We start from the raw sequence: 16,189 nt of genomic DNA on the forward strand, positions 1-16,189 counted from the left end.
CCGGCCGCCACGGTGGTGCCGCCGGTGTAGCTGTTGGCGCCCGTGAGCGTGAGCGTGCCGCTGCCCACCTTGACGATCGAGCCGCCGGTGCCCGTGCCGGGCTGCGGGAAGAGGCTGCCCGTGTCGGAGATGGCGCCCGAGATCGCGTCGTTGGCATTCAAGCCGCCCAGCGCCAACTGCGTGGCGCCAAGCACCACCGCGCCGTCGCCCGCGAGCGAGCCGATCGAAAGGCCTGCCGGCGCCGTGATGCCCGACACGTCGACCTTGCCGCTACTCGCGTTGGTGATCGTCGCCGTGCCCGCGGACCCATTGCCCGCGAAGTACACCACGCCGCCGGCCTGGTTGTGGACCTTGGCCGTGCCTGCGGAGGCATCGAACGCGAAGCCCAGGAGGCTGTTGGCACCGACCGTTATGGCCGCGTTGCCTGCGCTGGCCGTGTCGGTGAAGACGACCGTCCCGCCCTGGTTGTCGATGGTCGCGCTGCCCGCGGTGCTGGCATCGCCGAACACCACGCCATTGAGGGTGCCGCCGAAGAAACCCTGGCCATGGAGGTCGATGCGGGCCGCGCCGGCCGAGGCCGTCTGCGCGAACCCGAGCGTGTTCGCGCTGTCGGCGCTGCCTGCACGCCCCACGGTGAAGTGGGTGCTGCCGGCGTTCGCCGAACCCGTGATCGCCACCTGCGTGCCATCGGTTTCCTGCCGCACGTCGCCGCTGCCGAAGGCGCCGTCCGCGTTGGCGATGATCGAGCCTCCGTCCCGCAGCAGCGTGCCACCGTCGTAGGTGTTCGCGGCATTCAGCACCAGCGCACCACCCACCCCGCCCGCGCCCCTGACCGTGAGGCCGCCGACACCGCCGATGGACCCGTTCGCGTCGAAACTGCCGCTCGCCATCTCGAAGGTCCCGCCGCCCGCGCCCAGCGTGATGGCGCGCGTGGAGGCCACCGTGCTGACCCCGGTGGCCACGCGCAGCGTGCCCCCGTCGAACGCCAGCCCGGTGCCGGCCACGCCCAGGTTGTGGTCCGCCGAGATCTGCAGGATGCCGCCCTTGACCGTGGTGCCCCCCGCGTAGGTGTTCGCGCCGCCCAGCACCAGCGTGCCGCCGTCTTCCTTCACGAGGCCGCCCGCGCCGCCGATCGCCGCGCCAATGCTCGCGGTCATGCCCGCGCTGGCCGCCGAGCCGTCGCCTACGCGAACCACGCCCAACGGTGCGCTGATCGTCAACGCATCGCCGTCGATGCTGTAGCCGTCGACCGCGAACTGCGCGCCGCCGATGCGCACCGCGCCATCGGTGCCCTTGTTGTCCACCGTGACGGCGCCGCCCGTGCCGCCGAAGATCGCGAAGCCGTCCTGGACCCAGCCTGCGTTCACCACCCCGTTCACGTCGGTCCAGTTGTCGCCGGGGCTGCCCGCGCGCCAGGTGCCCGCGCCGCCGGCGATCTTGCCGTCATTGAAGTTGGCAGGGTTGGCGCCGTCCCACATGTTGAGCGCGAGGCCGCCGGTGTTGACCAGGTTGATCTGGTTCGCGACGCTGGTCTGCAGCGCGAGGTAGCCCGGCGGCGTGGGCGCGCTGCCGATGGTCATCGCATTGGCGGTGAGTGCACCGGTGTAGTTGATGAGCCGGTAAAGGCCCGCGCCGAAATTGCCGCCGGCCGACTGGCTCACGTTGAGCGTGCCGCCGAGCGCGAGGTCGCCGTTGACGTTCAGCAGGTCGTTGAAAGCGCCGCCGACCACACCGGCCTGGCCGAGTTCCATGTCGAGCGACGAGCCCGCCGCGAGCGTCAGCGCTCCGGTGTTCATCGTGCCCACGCTCGCGCCCACCGACAGGCGTCCGCCCGCATTCACCACCACCGGGCCGGCCATGGCGCCGCTGCCGGCCAGGGTGGCACCCTTGCCCACGGTGACGGCGCCCAGGCCGGTGGCGCTGCCCGACGCATTGGCGATGCGCAGCGTGCCTTGCGCCACGAGCGTGCCGCCCGCGTAGGTGTTGGCGCCGCCCAGCACCAGTTCGCTCCCGCCGACCTTCACGATGGCGCCGTCGCCCGACACCGTGCCGCCGATCGACATCGCCGGGCCGGTGACCGTGAGCGTGCGGCCCGCGTCGATCGAGAAGGCATTGGCCAGCGCACGGGGTGCGTTGCCCGACAGGGCCACGTTGCCTTCGATGGACACCGTGCCGGCGCCCAGCGCGGTGTCGCTGCCGACCAGCACCGAGTTGGCCCCCAGGCGCGTGCCGCCGCCGTAGCTGTTGTTGCCCAGCAGTGACACCGCGCCGCCGACTGCGCGCAGGTCCAGCGCGCCCGCGCCGGACACCAGGCCGTTGAAGGTGACGCTGCCGGGCGCCTGCACCGCCAGCGTGCCGCCGCCCGCGAACAGGTCCACCGCGTTCAGCGACAACGCGGGAGCCGCGCTGGTGAGCGTGACCGGTCCGCCGATGCCCAGCGCCGCGCCGCCCAGCGCCGCTGCGCCCGTCAGTTGCAGCGTGCCCCCATAGGCCGTGATGCCGCCCGTGAAACCGCTGTTGTTGCCGCTCAGCGCCAGCAGGCCCGTGCCGAACTTGATCAGCGTGCCCGAGCCGCTGATGTCGCTGGCGACGTTGGAATCGAGGTTGTCGTTGAGGCGCAGTGCGGAGCCGGCGCCCAGCGACACCGTGCTGCCCGCCGCGCCCTGGAGGTTGCCGATGAGCGGCGTGGCGCCCGTCACCGTGTAGAGCTGCGAGCCTGCGGCCAGGCTCACCGCGGCATTGCCGCCGAACGTACCGCCGGCGCCGAAGCCCAGCGCACCTGCCTCGATCGAAGCGGTCCGGGGCCCGATCGACCGGTCGATCAACCAGTCGCCGCTGTCGACCTTGATCAGGTCGCCGCCGAAGTCGGTGATCCCCGACGCGGCCTGTGAATAGACCTGGGTGCCCGCGCCCGCCAACGTCAGCGTCGACCCCGCCATGGCGCCGATGCTGAGGTTGCCGACGATCCGGCTGCCGGTACGAAGCGTGACGCGCTGCACAAGACCGTGGTCGAGGGCGATGTGGCCTCGCAGCAGACCCCCGTTGTCGATCGTGAGCGACGTGGCTTGGCCGTAGATGCTGTATTGGCCCTCGATGGTGGAGCCGAAGGTATTGGTGATGTTTGCACTGCCGCCTCCGAAGCCGAGCCCGAGGTAGTTGCCCGTGCTGGTGATGCGGCTGTTGCCGGCATTCACGATCGTGCCGCCGCCGTACAGCAGGGCGCCGGCCAGGCCTTCGATCACGCCGCCGTTCGAGTTGGTCAGCGTGACCGGTCCACCGGTGACCTGGATCGCGCGATCGCTGGCAACGATCGAGCCGCCGTTGTTGTTGATTACCGCATTGCCTCCGGCCACCACGCCCGACGTACCGGTGACCGTGCCGGTGTTGTTGACCGTGACGTTGCCGCCGACGTAGACACCCCATGTGCCGTCGTTGAAGGTGCCGATGGTGCCGCTGTTGTTGATGATCCCGCCGTCGGCCACGCCCCGCCAGCCGGGGTTGGAACCGGTGCAATCGAGCGTGGAGCCGGTCAACGTGCATGCGGCCCAGGCGGGTGCCGTCATGGCGAAGCCCGCGGCCGCGAGCAACGGTCCGGCCATGCCCACTGCACGGCCGACGCGCGAGCGGGTGCTACTGCTGCTACGTTTTCCGCGCACGCGCGCGAGTTCCGAAGCTGCAACCCAAGCGCCGAGTGCGGCGTTCCAGACGGTGGTGAAAGCGATGTTCATTCACACGAGGCGCAACATGTGTGCCGAACCTGCGCAGGTGCACTGGCCGCGGAGGGCGCGCGCAAAAGACGTTATCTCCGCCGAACATCGTGGAAGATTGGCCAGACCGGGCCGGCCGTCTACCAGCCTGGCGTTGCGTGTTACGTAACGCCGACGGGTACCGTGACGTAACGCCGCGGCCCTCAGCCGCGCTTGTGTCCCGCCCGGTAGGCGGCGATGCGGTCGCGCAGGCCGGGCCGTGCGGCCGAGCGCACAAGGCGCACCAGGTCCTCGGCATCGCCAGCGTCGCCGCGCGGGCGGCGGGCGACGTCGATCGCCTCTTGGACGCCGCGCTGGGTGGGCGCGTCGAGCCGGCGTGAGCGGGCCGCCAGCTGCGCCAGCGCTTCGTCGAGCGCTTCGGGCGCCAGCCGGCGCGTGACCAGGCCGGCTTCGAACGCGGCGCCGTCGTCGATCGACATGCCGCCCTCGACCCAGGCGCGGGTGCAGGTAGCGCCCACGGTATCGGCAAGCCGTGCCGTGCCCAGCACAAGCCCGAAGGCTGCGCCCGGGAAGGCGAAACTGGTGTCGCCGACGGCCCAACGCTCGGCGCAGGCGCAGAAGATGTCGGCACCCGCGCCGATCGTGCGGCCGTGGGCGACCGCGAGCGTGGTGAACGGTGCCGCATGCAGGGCCTGCAGCAGGAGCTCCACGCGGGTGAAGCGGGCCAGCAGGCTGTCGTCCGTTTCGGCGTCGAGCCCGGAGAGATCGAAGCCGGTGCAGAAATGCCGCCCTTCGCCCGACAGCACGAAGAGGCGCACATTCGCCTCGCGCGCCACGTCGACGGCCTGCGTCAGTTCGGCCACGAGTTCGGCCGACAGCGCGTTGCCCTTGCCCGCACGCGCCATCACCACGTGCATCACGTCCTCGCGCTGATCGATGCGCAGCTGTCGCGGGGCGCTCGTCATGACTGCTCCCGTGCCCAGAGGTTGGGCGTCAACGCATTCGAGTAGCCGGACACGAAGTTCTTGCGCTCGCCCGCTTCCGGCACGAACACATGCCGCTCGATGCGCCCGATGTTGCCGCCGTACAGGTGGATGCTGATGGACACGCGGTCGGCGAATGCGTTGCGCACCACATGGATGTCGCCGAGGTCGGGCGAGACGATGTCGAGCTCGCCCGGGCGCAGCGTGACCTCGTCGCCCTGCGCGACCAGCCGGCCCTCGGCACCTGGCGCGTAGCGCTGGCCGCACTCCGCGCCGCGCAGCATGCCGATGATTCCCCACACGGTGTGGTCGTGCACCGGCGTCTTCTGACCCGGCCCCCAGACGAAGCTCACGAGCGAGAAGCGGTCGAGCGGATCGCCATACAGCAGGTGCTGCTGGTAGTACTGCGGATGGCTTGCCGTCATTGGCTCGGGCAGCCAGTCGTCCTCGGCGACGAGCGCACGCATCAACGGTGCCGCGCGTTCCAGCATCTGTGCCTCGCTGCGCGGACCTTCGTTGACGAGCCGCGTCATCGCGGCGACGAATTCGAGGAGCCGGGCGGCCATCAGGCGTCTCCCTGCGCAAAGCGCTGGCGGATCTCGGCTGTGTGCTCGCCGAGCGCGGGCGGCGTTCGCCGGATCGGAAAGCCCTTGCCGTTGAAGCGTATCGGCGAGGCGAAGGTTTGCGTCTGGCGGCCATTGGGGAGCGTCAGCGGCTGCACCCATTCCATGTGTGCGGTCTGCGGATCGGCCAACGCGGCGGCGTAGTCGTTGATGCGCGCGTGCGGCACGCCCGCGGCATGGAACGCATCGATCCAGTGGGCCACCGGCCGCTGCGTGAACACGGCCTCCAGGATGTCCTTGAGCGTGCCCTGGTTGCGCGCCCGGTCGGTGGTGCTGACGAAGCGCGGGTCGGACGCCAGTTCGGGCATGCCGACCACGCGGCAGACCTCGAGCCAGAGCTTGTGGTTGCCGGCCGCGATCGCAAAAAAGCCGTCGTCCGCCTGGAACGCCTGGTATGGCGCGTTGCGCGGATGCGCCGAGCCCAGCTTCACCGGACTGCGGCCATTGCCGAAGTACTCGCTGGTCTGCAGCGCCGCAATGCCCAGCGTGCAGCCGAACATTGGCACGTCGATGTGCGCGCCCTGCCCGCCTGCGCGCACGTTCGCCAGGGCTGCGGCAATGGCGAAGGCGGCATACAGGCCGGAGGCGAAGTCCGAAAGCGGCACGCCGCACTTGACCGGGGCACCGTCGGGCTCGCCGGTAACGCTCATCACGCCGGCCGCGGCCTGAACCGTGAGGTCGAAGCCACCCTCCCCCGAGCGCGGGCCGCTCTGGCCGTAGGCGGAGATCGAGCAGTACAGCAGCTGCGGCCGGCTCTCCGCGAAGCTCGCATAGCCCAGGCCCAGCCGGTCCATCACGCCGGGCCGGTTGTTCTCGACCAGCACGTCGGCCTCGAGCACGAGCTTGCGCGCCAGCGCCAGGTCGGCCGGTGTCTTCAGGTCGAGCGCCACCGAACGCTTGTTGCGGTTGAGCGCCGCGAAATTCTCGCTGTAGCCCTCGTTCAGCGGCGGCCACTGGCGCAGGCCGTCGCCCGCGGGCGGCTCGACCTTGACGACGTCCGCGCCCATGTCGGACAGCAGCATGGTCGAGAACGGGCCCGAGGCGGTGGAACAGAACTCGACGACGCGAACGCCGGACAAGGGCAATGGGGATGGCACGGGGAAAGTCATGGAATGGGCGACGCCGGGTCAGGGAAAGGTGCCGTTTTACCGCACCGCCCCGTGGCGCGTCAGCCCTGCTGCCAGAACCCGCGGTGCGGCGCCGCAGCCTCGTCTTCCAGCAGCGGCCCCAGCACCTCGACGCGGCGCTGGCCGCGTGCGAAGACTTCGCGGCAGGGCAGCGAGAAGGTCGGGTTCTCCGGATGATCGCCGGTGAGCCCGAGCAGCGTGTGCTCCGACAGCGCATAGACCACACGGCCGATGCCGGTCCAGTAGACCGCGCCCGCGCACATGCAGCAGGGTTCGGCGCTGGTGTAGAGGGTGCAGCGCAGCAGCTGCTCGGGCGTGAGCTTCCGTGCGGCCCGCGCCGCCGCCACCAGTTCGGCATGTTGGGTCGGATCGCCTTCGGGCGGCATCGAGTTGTTGCCCGCCTCGGCGACGACGTTGCCGTTTTCGTCGGCGACCAGCGCCGCGAAGGGATGCCGGCCCTGCGCTTTCGATTCTTCCGACAGGGCGATGGCCTGGCGCAGCAGTTCGAGTTCGCGCGGCTGAAGGATGGATGGGGCGGGCGTGGTCATGGTGTCGGTGTATGCAAGGGAGAAGTGGATGCGGAAGTGGATGATGCCGCGTGTGCGTCGCGGCCGCGGTTCAAGAGCAGGTTGAGCAGCACGGCCGTGATCGCGCAAAGGAAGATGCCGCTCTCGAGCACCAGCCTTGCGGGCCCGCTGGCCTGCGCGAAGAGCGCCGGAAAGGACATCGGCAGCACGCCGATGCTGACCGACACCGCAACCACGATCGCGTTGCGTGTTCCCTCGAAGCGCACGCGCGCGAGCTCCTGGATGCCGGCGACCGTCGTCATGCCGAACATCACGATCGCACAGCCACCGAGGACCGGCCGCGGCACCGAGGCGATGAGCGCGCCGAGCTTCGGGAACAGCCCCATCAGGACCATGATCAGCCCTGCGGTCGCCACCACGTAGCGGCTCTTGATGCCCGACAGCGCGATCAGCCCGGTGTTCTGCGTGAAGGCGTTGTAAGGAAAGCTGTTGAAGATGCCGCCGATCATGGTCGACAGCCCGTCGGCGCGAAAGGCATCGCCCAGCGTGGTCTGGGTGGCGGGGCGCCCGACGATCTGCCCGATCGCAAGGCAGTTGCCCGTGGTCTCGGCCATGATCACCAGCATCGCGAGCGTCATGATCAACGTCGGCACCAGGCCGAAAGTGGGCGCACCGAATGCAAAGGGCGCGCTGATCTCGAACCAGGCCGCCTGCGCCACCGGCGCGAAGCTCGTGAGCCCGAAGGCCGCGGCCAGCGCAGTGCCACCGGCCAGGCCGATCAGTACCGCCAGATTGCCGACGTAGCCGCCGAAGCGCGCATAGACGAAGAGCGTGATCGCCACCGTCGCGAGCCCAAGGCCCAGGTTAGCGGCGCTGCCGAAATCGCTCGCGTCCGGGTTGCCGCCGCCAAGCCAGATCGCCGCAGCGGGCATCAGCGTGATGCCGATCACGGTGATGAGGCTGCCGATCACCACCGGCGGAAAGAACCGCAGCAGCCGGCTGATCGCCGGCGCGAGCAGCACGGTGACGGCACCACCCGCAATCACGGCGCCGAAGACGGCCGGCAGGCCGTATTCCTTGCCGATCATGATCATCGGCGCGAGCGCGATGAACGAGCAGGCCTGCACCAGCGGCAAGCGGGCGCCGAAGCGCCTGAACCCGATCGTCTGGATCAGCGTCGCGACGCCGGAGGTCAGCAGGTTGGCATTGATCAGCAGCACGACCTGCGAAGCCGAAAGGCCAAGCGCGCTGCCGAGGATGAGCGGCACCGCGACCGCCCCCGCATAGAGCACCAGCACGTGCTGCAGCCCGTAGCCGGCCATTTGCCGGACGGGGAGGATCTGGTCGACCGGGTGAACGGCCACTGGGGAAGAAGTCTCCATCGAACGCGTCTCCTTGGTTTTTCTGGCGTCGCGATCTTCGGGGCGCTATCCGCCAAGTCCAAACTGATAACCATCGGCTTCTTCGATGGAACAATCCCGCCATGCGTTATTCCCTCGACCAGCTCGAAGTGTTCGCGGCCATCGCCGAGGCCGGCTCGTTCTCTGCCGCAGCGCGCCGGCTGGGCCGCACCCAGTCGTCGGTGAGCGCGGCGATCGGCAACCTCGAGGTCGACTTCGGCGTGGTGCTGTTCGACCGCGGCACCAAGGTCCCGACGCTGACCGAAGCCGGCCAGCGCCTCCTTCGCGAAACATCGGAGGTGCTGGACCGCTGCCTGGAGCTCGACCGCCACGCGCGCAGCCTCGGCGAAGCCGTCGAGCCGCGGCTCACGCTGGCGATCGAGGTGCCCTACAAGGCCGTGGTGCCCCCGCTCGCGGCTTTCGCGGAGCGGTTCCCGCTGGTGGACATCGACGTGCGCCATCCGCTCGAAGGCGACGTCAGCGCGCTGGTCCTGCAAGGCACTGCGCACCTCGGGCTGGCGTTCTCGCAGCCCGACTATCCGCGCGAGCTGGGCTTCGTGCAGATGGGCAAGCTCGTGATGTCGCACGTGGCCGCACGCGACCATCCCCTCGCCCGGCTCGCCAGCGTGAGCTTCACCGAACTGCATCGGCACCGGCGCCTGGTCTTCAGCGCCCACGGCGATCGACTGCCCAGCAGCGAATACCTGGCGTCGACGCGGCGCTGGCGCGCCGAGAGCCACCTGGCGCTGCTCGAGATGACGCGTGCCGGCCTCGGCTGGGCCACGCTGCCCCGTCAGCTGGTGCTGCGCGAGCTCGAGAGCGGCGACTTGGTGGAGCTGCGCCTGCAGGCCTATCCGCACACCGACTGGCTGGTCGGCGTCGACCTGCTGTGGAACAGGTCGCGCCCGCTCGGCAGGGCCGAGGGCTGGCTGCGCGATGAGCTGGCGCGGTTCAAGGTCTCGGAGACCGACAGCGCCGGCCACCCGACGACGTTCTGAGCGCGCCTTCGGAGAAGCTGCCGTTGTTCGAACGCTTGTCCGCTTGCTTGATTTCAATAGTTCGATGATAATTGAATAATGGAAGAAAATACAGTCGTACGTTCCTTGGCCGCACTTGCGCAACCGGTGCGCCTTCGCGTGTTTCGCGCCTTGGTAGTCGCCGGCCCCGAGGGCATGACGCCAGGCACGCTCACGGAAGCCCTGGACATTCCGGCAACGAGCCTGTCGTTTCACCTCAAGGAGCTCACGAACGCCGGCCTCGTTTCGCAAGAGCGGCAGGGGCGGCATCTCATCTATCGGGCGTCGTTCGATCAGATGAATGCGCTGTTGGCGTACCTCACCGAGAACTGCTGCCAAGGGCAGGCATGCGCCACGGAGCAGGTCGACGCTTCGTGTGCCTGCTGACGCTCGCGCACTTCATCTTGCCGCCCCGTCAACGTCCACCTAGGAGAGCCATCATGAAGCGTTTCCACGTTCACCTGCATGTCGATGACCTGAGCAAGAGCATCGCGTTCTATTCCAACCTTTTTGCGGCGGAACCTGCGCGCGTCGAGCAGGACTATGCCAAGTGGATGCTGGAGGACCCCAGGGTCAACTTCGCGATTTCCACGAGGGGCCACGGCACGGGGATCGACCATCTCGGCATTCAGGCCGAAGACGCGAGCGAGCTCGCCGAACTCAAGGTCCGCGCCCAGGCGGCCGACCGTGCACTTTTCGATGAGGGGGCGACGGTCTGCTGCTATGCCAAGAGCGAGAAGCACTGGGTCACCGATCTGCAGGGCGTGGCATGGGAGCACTACCGAACGATGGATGCCTCCAGGATCTTCGGCCAGGGCCGCGACCAGGTCAGCCAGCAGGTTCAAGGCGTGGCCTCGAAGGCGGCCGAACAGCTGGGTCTCTCGAAAAGCGCTTGCTGCACCCGGTGACGCTCAGCCGGCGCCTGTGCATCCATCAACCTGCAATCCACTCATCATGACCGACCGAAAACACAACGTCCTGTTCATCTGCACGGGCAACTCCGCACGTTCGATCCTGGCCGAGGGCATCCTCGAGCAGTTGAGCTCCGATCGATTTGCCGCCTACTCGGCCGGCAGCCATCCCAAGGGCGCCGTACATCCATTGGCACTGGCCACGTTGCGTCAGCTGCGCTATCGCGACACCGGCTACCGAAGCAAGAGCTGGGGCGAATACGCCAAGGACGATGCGCCTCAGATGGACTTTGTGATCACCGTCTGCGACCAGGCAGCCGGTGAGGTCTGCCCGATCTGGCCGGGGCAACCCATCAGCGCCCATTGGGGTCTTCCGGATCCCGCGGCGGTCGATGGCTCGGACGAGGTCAAGCATCGCGCCTTCATGGACGCCGCCGTCACGTTGAAACGCCGGATCGAATTTCTGCTCTCGTTGCCGCTCGCCAAGCTCGAGACCCTGGCCATTCAGCGTGAAGTGCGCGACATCGGAACCCGCTGACATGACGACGAATATCCTGATCCTCTGCACGCACAACTCGGCGCGCAGCGTGCTGGCGGAGGGCATGCTCAATCACTGGGCGCAAGAACTGGGTGTCGACGCGCGGGCCTACAGCGCCGGCAGCGCGCCCAGCGGCCGCATCAATCCGATGGCGATCGAGGTGCTTCAGAACGCGGGCATCGACACGTCGAGCTGCCGCAGCAAGAGCTGGGACGAGTTCACAGAGGCCGGTGCGCCCACCATGCGGGTGGTCATCACTGTCTGTGATAGCGCGGCGCAGGAAACCTGCCCCTATTGGCCCGGCTCGCCCGTGAAGATTCATTGGGGGTACCCCGATCCTTCCAATGCCGGGACGAACGCGGACGAGAAGCGGGAGGCGTTCGAATCCACCCGCCAGGCCATCGGCGAACGGATGCGCAAGCTGGTGCAGGTGCCCTTCGATACGTTGGACGACACGCAGCTGCGCGCAACCCTCGAAGCCATCTGATCCACAACGGCTCGATCTTCCGACCTCATGCAGCGGGCCGGCAGTGCCTGCTCGTGCATCGCCAATTCCAACCAAGAAGAACTCTCCAATGCTCGCGGCCATCCTGATCTTCATCTTCACCCTCGTGCTGGTCATCTGGCAGCCGCGCGGCCTCGGCATTGGGTGGAGCGCTTCGCTCGGCGCCGTGATCGCGCTGCTCTTCGGCGTCGTGCAACTCGCCGACATCCCGGTCGTCTGGGGCATCGTCTGGAACGCCACCGCAACCTTCGTGGCCGTCATCATCATCAGCCTGCTGCTCGACGAAGCCGGCTTCTTCGAATGGGCCGCGCTGCACGTGGCGCGCTGGGGCAACGGGCGCGGCCGGCTGCTGTTCGCCTTCATCGTGCTGCTGGGTGCCGCGGTTTCGGCGCTCTTCGCGAACGACGGCGCGGCGCTGATCCTCACGCCGATCGTGATGGCGATGCTCGTCGCACTCGGCTTCACGCCGGCGGCCACGCTGGCCTTCGTGATGGCAGCCGGCTTCATCGCCGACACGGCCAGCTTGCCGCTGATCGTCTCGAACCTGGTGAACATCGTCTCGGCCGACTTCTTCAAGATCGGCTTCAACGAGTACGCCGCCGTGATGATCCCGGTGAACCTCGCGGCCGTGGCGGCCAGCCTGCTGGTGCTGATGCTCTACTTCCGCCGTGGCATTCCGGCGAACTACGACGTGAGGCAGCTCAAGGCCCCGGTGGAGGCGATCCGCGACCCCGCCACCTTCCGGGCCGGATGGATCGTTCTGGTGCTCCTGCTCATCGGCTTCTTCGGCCTCGAACCCCTGGGTGTGCCGGTCAGCGCGGTGGCAGCCGTGGGCGCGGCCATCCTGCTCGCCGTCGCGGCGCGCGGGCACGTCATCAGCACGCGCAAGGTGCTGCATGGCGCGCCCTGGCAGATCGTGATCTTCTCGCTGGGCATGTACCTGGTGGTCTACGGTCTGCGCAACGCCGGGTTGACCGGTCAGATCGCCTCGCTGCTGGACGTCTTTGCGCAAAGTGGCGTCTGGGGTGCGGCGATGGGCACCGGGTTCCTCACGGCGGCGCTGTCGTCGGTGATGAACAACATGCCGACGGTGCTGATTGGTGCACTCTCCATCGATGCCTCGAACGCGAGCGGTATCGTGAAGGAAGCGATGATCTACGCCAATGTGATCGGCTGCGACCTGGGCCCGAAGATCACGCCGATCGGCAGCCTGGCCACGCTGCTCTGGCTGCATGTGCTCGCGAAGAAGGGCATGGTCATTGCCTGGGGCTACTATTTCAAGGTGGGCATCGTGATGACCATCCCCGTGCTCGCCGTCACGCTGGCCGCGCTGGCGCTGCGCCTCAGCGCAGGCTGAAACAAACCAGTCACCCTCCACACACGCTTGGTACCTCATGAGCGACATCACCATCTATCACAACCCCGCCTGCGGCACGTCCCGGAACGTACTCGCGCTGATTCGCAACACGGGCGAAGAGCCCACGGTGATCGAGTACCTCAAGACGCCGCCCGATCGAACCACGCTGAAGCAGTTGATCTCCGCCATGGGCACGCCGGTGCGCGACGTCCTGCGCCGGAAGGGAACGCCGTACGACGAGCTTGGCCTCGATGATCCGAAGTGGACCGACGACCAATTGGTCGATTTCATGCTGCAGCATCCGATACTCATCAATCGGCCGATCGTGGTGACGCCGCTGGGCACGCGCCTGTGTCGCCCCTCCGAAGCAGTGCTCGACATCCTGCCGCGTCCCCAACTGGGCGCGTTCTCCAAGGAAGATGGCGAAGCCGTGATCGATGCGAAAGGCCAACGTGTCGCCAAGCCCTGAACTCCCCAACCTCGATCCCGAGGCCTTTCACGAGCCGGATCTGCAGCGCTTGCTTCCCACCGTGCGGGCTATGCATGCGCCGCGCATCCTGCTGCTCTACGGTTCGGTGCGTGAACGCTCCTACAGCCGGCTCGTCACGGAAGAAGCGGCTCGACTGCTGCGCAAGATGGGCGCTGAGACGCGCATCTTCGACCCGCGCGGATTGCCCCTGCCGGACGGCGCACCGGAGGATCACCCGAAGGTCCAGGAGCTGCGTGATCTGGCGCAGTGGTCCGAGGGCATGGTCTGGTGCTCGCCCGAACGCCATGGCGCCATGTCCGGGATCATGAAGGCGCAGATCGATTGGATCCCGCTGTCCGTTGGCTCCGTGCGTCCCACCCAAGGCAAGACGCTCGCGGTCATGCAGGTGTCGGGTGGCTCGCAGTCGTTCAACGCCGTGAACCAGCTGCGCGTGCTCGGCCGCTGGATGCGCATGATCACCATCCCCAATCAGTCGTCGGTTGCCAAGGCCTTTCTCGAGTTCGAGGAAGACGGGCGCATGAAGCCCTCGCCCTACTACGAACGCGTGGTCGACGTCATGGAGGAGCTCGTGAAGTTCACGCTGCTCACACGCGACTGCGCAGACTACCTGGTCGACCGCTACAGCGAACGGCGCGAGAGCGCAGAAGCTCTTTCGAAACGCGTCAACCTTCGGAGCATCTGAGGGGGCAAGCCACGGTGCAGAGCAGGACCACGACGACGGTGATGCTGGGGGTGGCGCAGACCCTGGCATGGGCGTCGTCGTACTACCTGCCTGCGGTCCTGGCCGGCGCCATCGGCAGGGATGTGGGCATGTCGACCTCCACGGTCTTCGGCGCATTCTCCGTGGCGCTCCTTGTTGCCGCCGCGATCGGGCCGTACGCGGGCCGGCTTATCGATCGCCTCGGTGGGCGACCGGTTCTCATGGCCAGCAACCTGGTGTTCGCGGGCGGTCTCGCTCTTCTGAGCCAGGCCACACATTCCAATCTCGTCTTTGCGGCCTGGGCCTTGATGGGCCTCGCAATGGGCAGCGGCCTTTACGAAGCAGCCTTCGCCACCGTGGTGCGCCTGCATGGCCAGAACGCGCGCAGAGCAATCACCGGCATCACTTTGTTCGCGGGCTTTGCAAGCACCGTGGGGTGGCCACTGTCGGCCTATCTGGAAAGCACGGTGGGATGGCGCGGCGCCTGTCTTGCATGGGCCGCGTTGCACCTGGTCCTCGGCCTGCCGCTCAATGCCCTTCTGCCTCGCGCGTCCCGCGCCGATTCGGCATCGAAGGAGAACGCGACCTCCGAGAAGGACACCGGACCGGGCCTCACGCCCGCGCAGCAGCGCCGTGCCGCAGTCCTGATGGCCTATGTGTTTGCAGTGGCCTGGTTCATCAGCACGGCCATGGCGGCGCACCTGCCCGCGCTGCTTCTGGCCAGCGGTGCCACGCTCGCCGCGGCGGTGGGAATCGCCGCGCTGGTCGGGCCGGCGCAGGTGGCGGGACGGCTGATCGAGTTCACTTTCTTGAAGCGCGCGCACCCCTTGCTGTCGGCCAGGCTGGCCACGCTGGCACATCCACTGGGCGCGCTCTGTCTGGGCCTGTTCGGCACCTCGGCCGCCGCGGCCTTCGCGGTGCTCCACGGCTTGGGCAACGGCATTCTGACCATCGCCATCGGGACGCTTCCGCTCTTGATCTTCGGCGCCAAGGGCTATGGCCAGCGGCAAGGCTTCTTGATGGTGCCGGCGCGCCTCGTGCAGGCGGGCGCGCCGTTCCTGTTCGGCATGGCCGTGGAGCGGTGGGGTGACGGTGCGCTGTGGTTTTCAGCCGCACTCGGCCTGTCCGCCTGCCTTGCGCTGGCGCTCATGACCACCAGCATCAGGGCGACTCCGCAGGCCGTGAAGGCGCGGAAATCGGCGGCCTGACAGTCGAATGACTTACGACGCGATCATCATCGGCGGTGGCCAGGCCGCGCTCTCGGTGGCGTACTTCCTGCGCCGCACGCAGCGCACGTTTCTGATTCTGGACGCCGAAGAGTTCGGCGGCGGCGCCTGGCAGCATGGGTGGGATTCATTGCGTCTGTTTTCACCGGCAGCGTGGAGTTCGATCGCGGGTTGGCCAATGCCGAGCGCAGGCTCAAGCTATCCCGCTCGCGACCATGTGGTGAGCTACCTGCGGGACTACGAAAAGCGCTACGCACTCCCGATCGAGCGAGCGGTATTCGTGTCCTCGGTCACGCCCGATACACAGGGCTTCCAACTGCAGGCCGGCGACAGGAATTGGACAGCGCGAACGGTCGTCAGCGCAACGGGCACCTGGCGCAAGCCATTCATGCCCGTCTATCCGGGCATGCAGGATTTCGCCGGCCGCCAGCTCCACTCGGCGCACTACCGAAGTCCGGAGGAATTCCGAGGTCAGCGCGTCATGATCGTGGGCGGCGGAAACTCCGGTGCACAGATCCTGTCCGAAGTGTCGCTCTCGGCGAACGAAACCGTGTGGGTCACGGAAGACGAGCCCAGGTTTCTGCCAGATGACGTGGACGGCCGTGTGCTGTTCGAGCGTGCGACCGCACGATGGCGTGCGCTGCAGGAAGGGCGAAGCATCGACGAGCTTCCGGGCGGATTCGGAGACATCGTCATGGTGCCGCCGGTCATGGACGCCCGTGCTCGAGGGGTGCTGTCGTCCGTCAGACCTTTCCGCCGGATGACGCCCGACGGCGCGCTCTGGGACGACGGCACCGCTCGCCGATTCGACGCGGTGATCTGGTGCACAGGATTTCGCGCGGCCCTGGACCATCTCATATCGCTCGACGCCGTCGAGGACGGAAAAGTCCCGGTCGCAGCAGGAACTCGCTCGCGCGACGTGCCCGGACTATGGCTGGTGGGATATGGAGAATGGACTGGGCCGGCTTCGGCAACGCTCATCGGGGTAATGCGTACCGCAAGAAGTACCGCTAGCGAGATTGATGCATTTCTGGATCATCCGTGAGGGCTGGACGAGTGTTCGAGCAGCGCGCTCTCAC

The 16,189-nt window shown here is 67.7% G+C and carries 16 protein-coding genes; 10 read left to right on the top strand and 6 right to left on the bottom strand.

Annotated features, from left to right (window positions below; translation table 11 throughout):
• The 6 genes from AC3A6G_RS26380 to AC3A6G_RS26405 form a co-directional block, all read right to left on the bottom strand.
• Positions 1 to 3,728: beta strand repeat-containing protein (locus AC3A6G_RS26380; protein WP_487860597.1), on the bottom strand; the 3,728-nt coding region annotated here is incomplete at its 3' end.
• 182 nt (positions 3,729 to 3,910) lie between these two features.
• Entirely contained in the window at positions 3,911 to 4,672 is a 762-nt protein-coding gene (locus tag AC3A6G_RS26385) for an enoyl-CoA hydratase/isomerase family protein (RefSeq protein ID WP_487860596.1), read from the bottom strand.
• Positions 4,669 to 5,256, bottom strand: coding sequence for a cysteine dioxygenase family protein (locus tag AC3A6G_RS26390; protein ID WP_487860595.1), 588 nt, complete (start codon positions 5,254 to 5,256; stop codon positions 4,669 to 4,671). Before AC3A6G_RS26390 ends, AC3A6G_RS26385 begins: the two co-directional genes overlap by 4 nt.
• Positions 5,256 to 6,422 carry a CaiB/BaiF CoA transferase family protein gene (locus tag AC3A6G_RS26395; RefSeq protein ID WP_487860594.1) on the bottom strand — a complete coding sequence of 389 codons (1,167 nt, stop codon included), beginning with the start codon at positions 6,420 to 6,422 and terminating at the stop codon, positions 5,256 to 5,258. The genes AC3A6G_RS26390 and AC3A6G_RS26395 overlap by 1 nt, the downstream gene beginning before the upstream one ends.
• Positions 6,423 to 6,481: 59 nt before the next feature.
• A complete protein-coding gene (locus AC3A6G_RS26400) occupies positions 6,482 to 6,988 on the bottom strand; it encodes a nucleoside deaminase (RefSeq protein ID WP_487860593.1) in 507 nt (168 codons plus the stop codon).
• The gene (locus tag AC3A6G_RS26405; protein ID WP_487860592.1) at positions 6,985 to 8,349 is read right to left on the bottom strand and encodes a nucleobase:cation symporter-2 family protein; all 1,365 of its coding nucleotides are present in this window, start codon (positions 8,347 to 8,349) and stop codon (positions 6,985 to 6,987) included. Before AC3A6G_RS26405 ends, AC3A6G_RS26400 begins: the two co-directional genes overlap by 4 nt.
• A 101-nt stretch (positions 8,350 to 8,450) precedes the next feature.
• Between AC3A6G_RS26405 and AC3A6G_RS26410 the strand changes: the two genes are divergently transcribed.
• From AC3A6G_RS26410 to AC3A6G_RS26455, 10 genes are all read left to right on the top strand, one after another.
• Positions 8,451 to 9,365 (top strand): LysR family transcriptional regulator, encoded by a 915-nt coding sequence (locus AC3A6G_RS26410; protein ID WP_487860591.1) that lies wholly within the window; start codon positions 8,451 to 8,453, stop codon positions 9,363 to 9,365.
• A 78-nt stretch (positions 9,366 to 9,443) separates the two neighbouring features.
• A complete protein-coding gene (locus tag AC3A6G_RS26415; RefSeq protein WP_487860590.1) occupies positions 9,444 to 9,770 on the top strand; it encodes an ArsR/SmtB family transcription factor in 327 nt (108 codons plus the stop codon).
• 53 nt (positions 9,771 to 9,823) lie between these two features.
• On the top strand, positions 9,824 to 10,291 hold the full coding sequence (locus tag AC3A6G_RS26420) for an ArsI/CadI family heavy metal resistance metalloenzyme (protein WP_487874998.1): 468 nt from the start codon (positions 9,824 to 9,826) through the stop codon (positions 10,289 to 10,291).
• A gap of 46 nt (positions 10,292 to 10,337) precedes the next feature.
• Positions 10,338 to 10,832: an arsenate reductase ArsC gene (locus AC3A6G_RS26425; RefSeq protein WP_487860588.1), complete on the top strand. Its 495-nt coding sequence runs from the start codon at positions 10,338 to 10,340 to the stop codon at positions 10,830 to 10,832.
• A 1-nt stretch (position 10,833) separates the two neighbouring features.
• Positions 10,834 to 11,319, top strand: coding sequence for an arsenate reductase ArsC (locus AC3A6G_RS26430; protein WP_487860587.1), 486 nt, complete (start codon positions 10,834 to 10,836; stop codon positions 11,317 to 11,319).
• A gap of 88 nt (positions 11,320 to 11,407) precedes the next feature.
• Positions 11,408 to 12,694, top strand: coding sequence for an arsenic transporter (locus AC3A6G_RS26435; protein WP_487860586.1), 1,287 nt, complete (start codon positions 11,408 to 11,410; stop codon positions 12,692 to 12,694).
• A 37-nt stretch (positions 12,695 to 12,731) separates the two neighbouring features.
• Complete coding sequence (gene arsC / locus AC3A6G_RS26440) at positions 12,732 to 13,163, top strand: arsenate reductase (glutaredoxin) (RefSeq protein ID WP_487860585.1); 432 nt, start codon at positions 12,732 to 12,734, stop codon at positions 13,161 to 13,163.
• Positions 13,132 to 13,866, top strand: a complete 735-nt coding sequence (arsH, locus tag AC3A6G_RS26445) for an arsenical resistance protein ArsH (RefSeq protein WP_487860584.1) — start codon at positions 13,132 to 13,134, stop codon at positions 13,864 to 13,866. The genes arsC and arsH overlap by 32 nt, the downstream gene beginning before the upstream one ends.
• Before the next feature lie 14 nt (positions 13,867 to 13,880).
• Entirely contained in the window at positions 13,881 to 15,092 is a 1,212-nt protein-coding gene (locus AC3A6G_RS26450; RefSeq protein ID WP_487860583.1) for an MFS transporter, read from the top strand.
• 7 nt (positions 15,093 to 15,099) lie between these two features.
• Positions 15,100 to 16,155 carry an ArsO family NAD(P)H-dependent flavin-containing monooxygenase gene (locus AC3A6G_RS26455; protein WP_487860582.1) on the top strand — a complete coding sequence of 352 codons (1,056 nt, stop codon included), beginning with the start codon at positions 15,100 to 15,102 and terminating at the stop codon, positions 16,153 to 16,155.
• The last annotated feature ends 34 nt before the right edge of the window (positions 16,156 to 16,189 follow it).

This window comes from Variovorax sp. Soil_C_26, assembly GCF_057657075.1.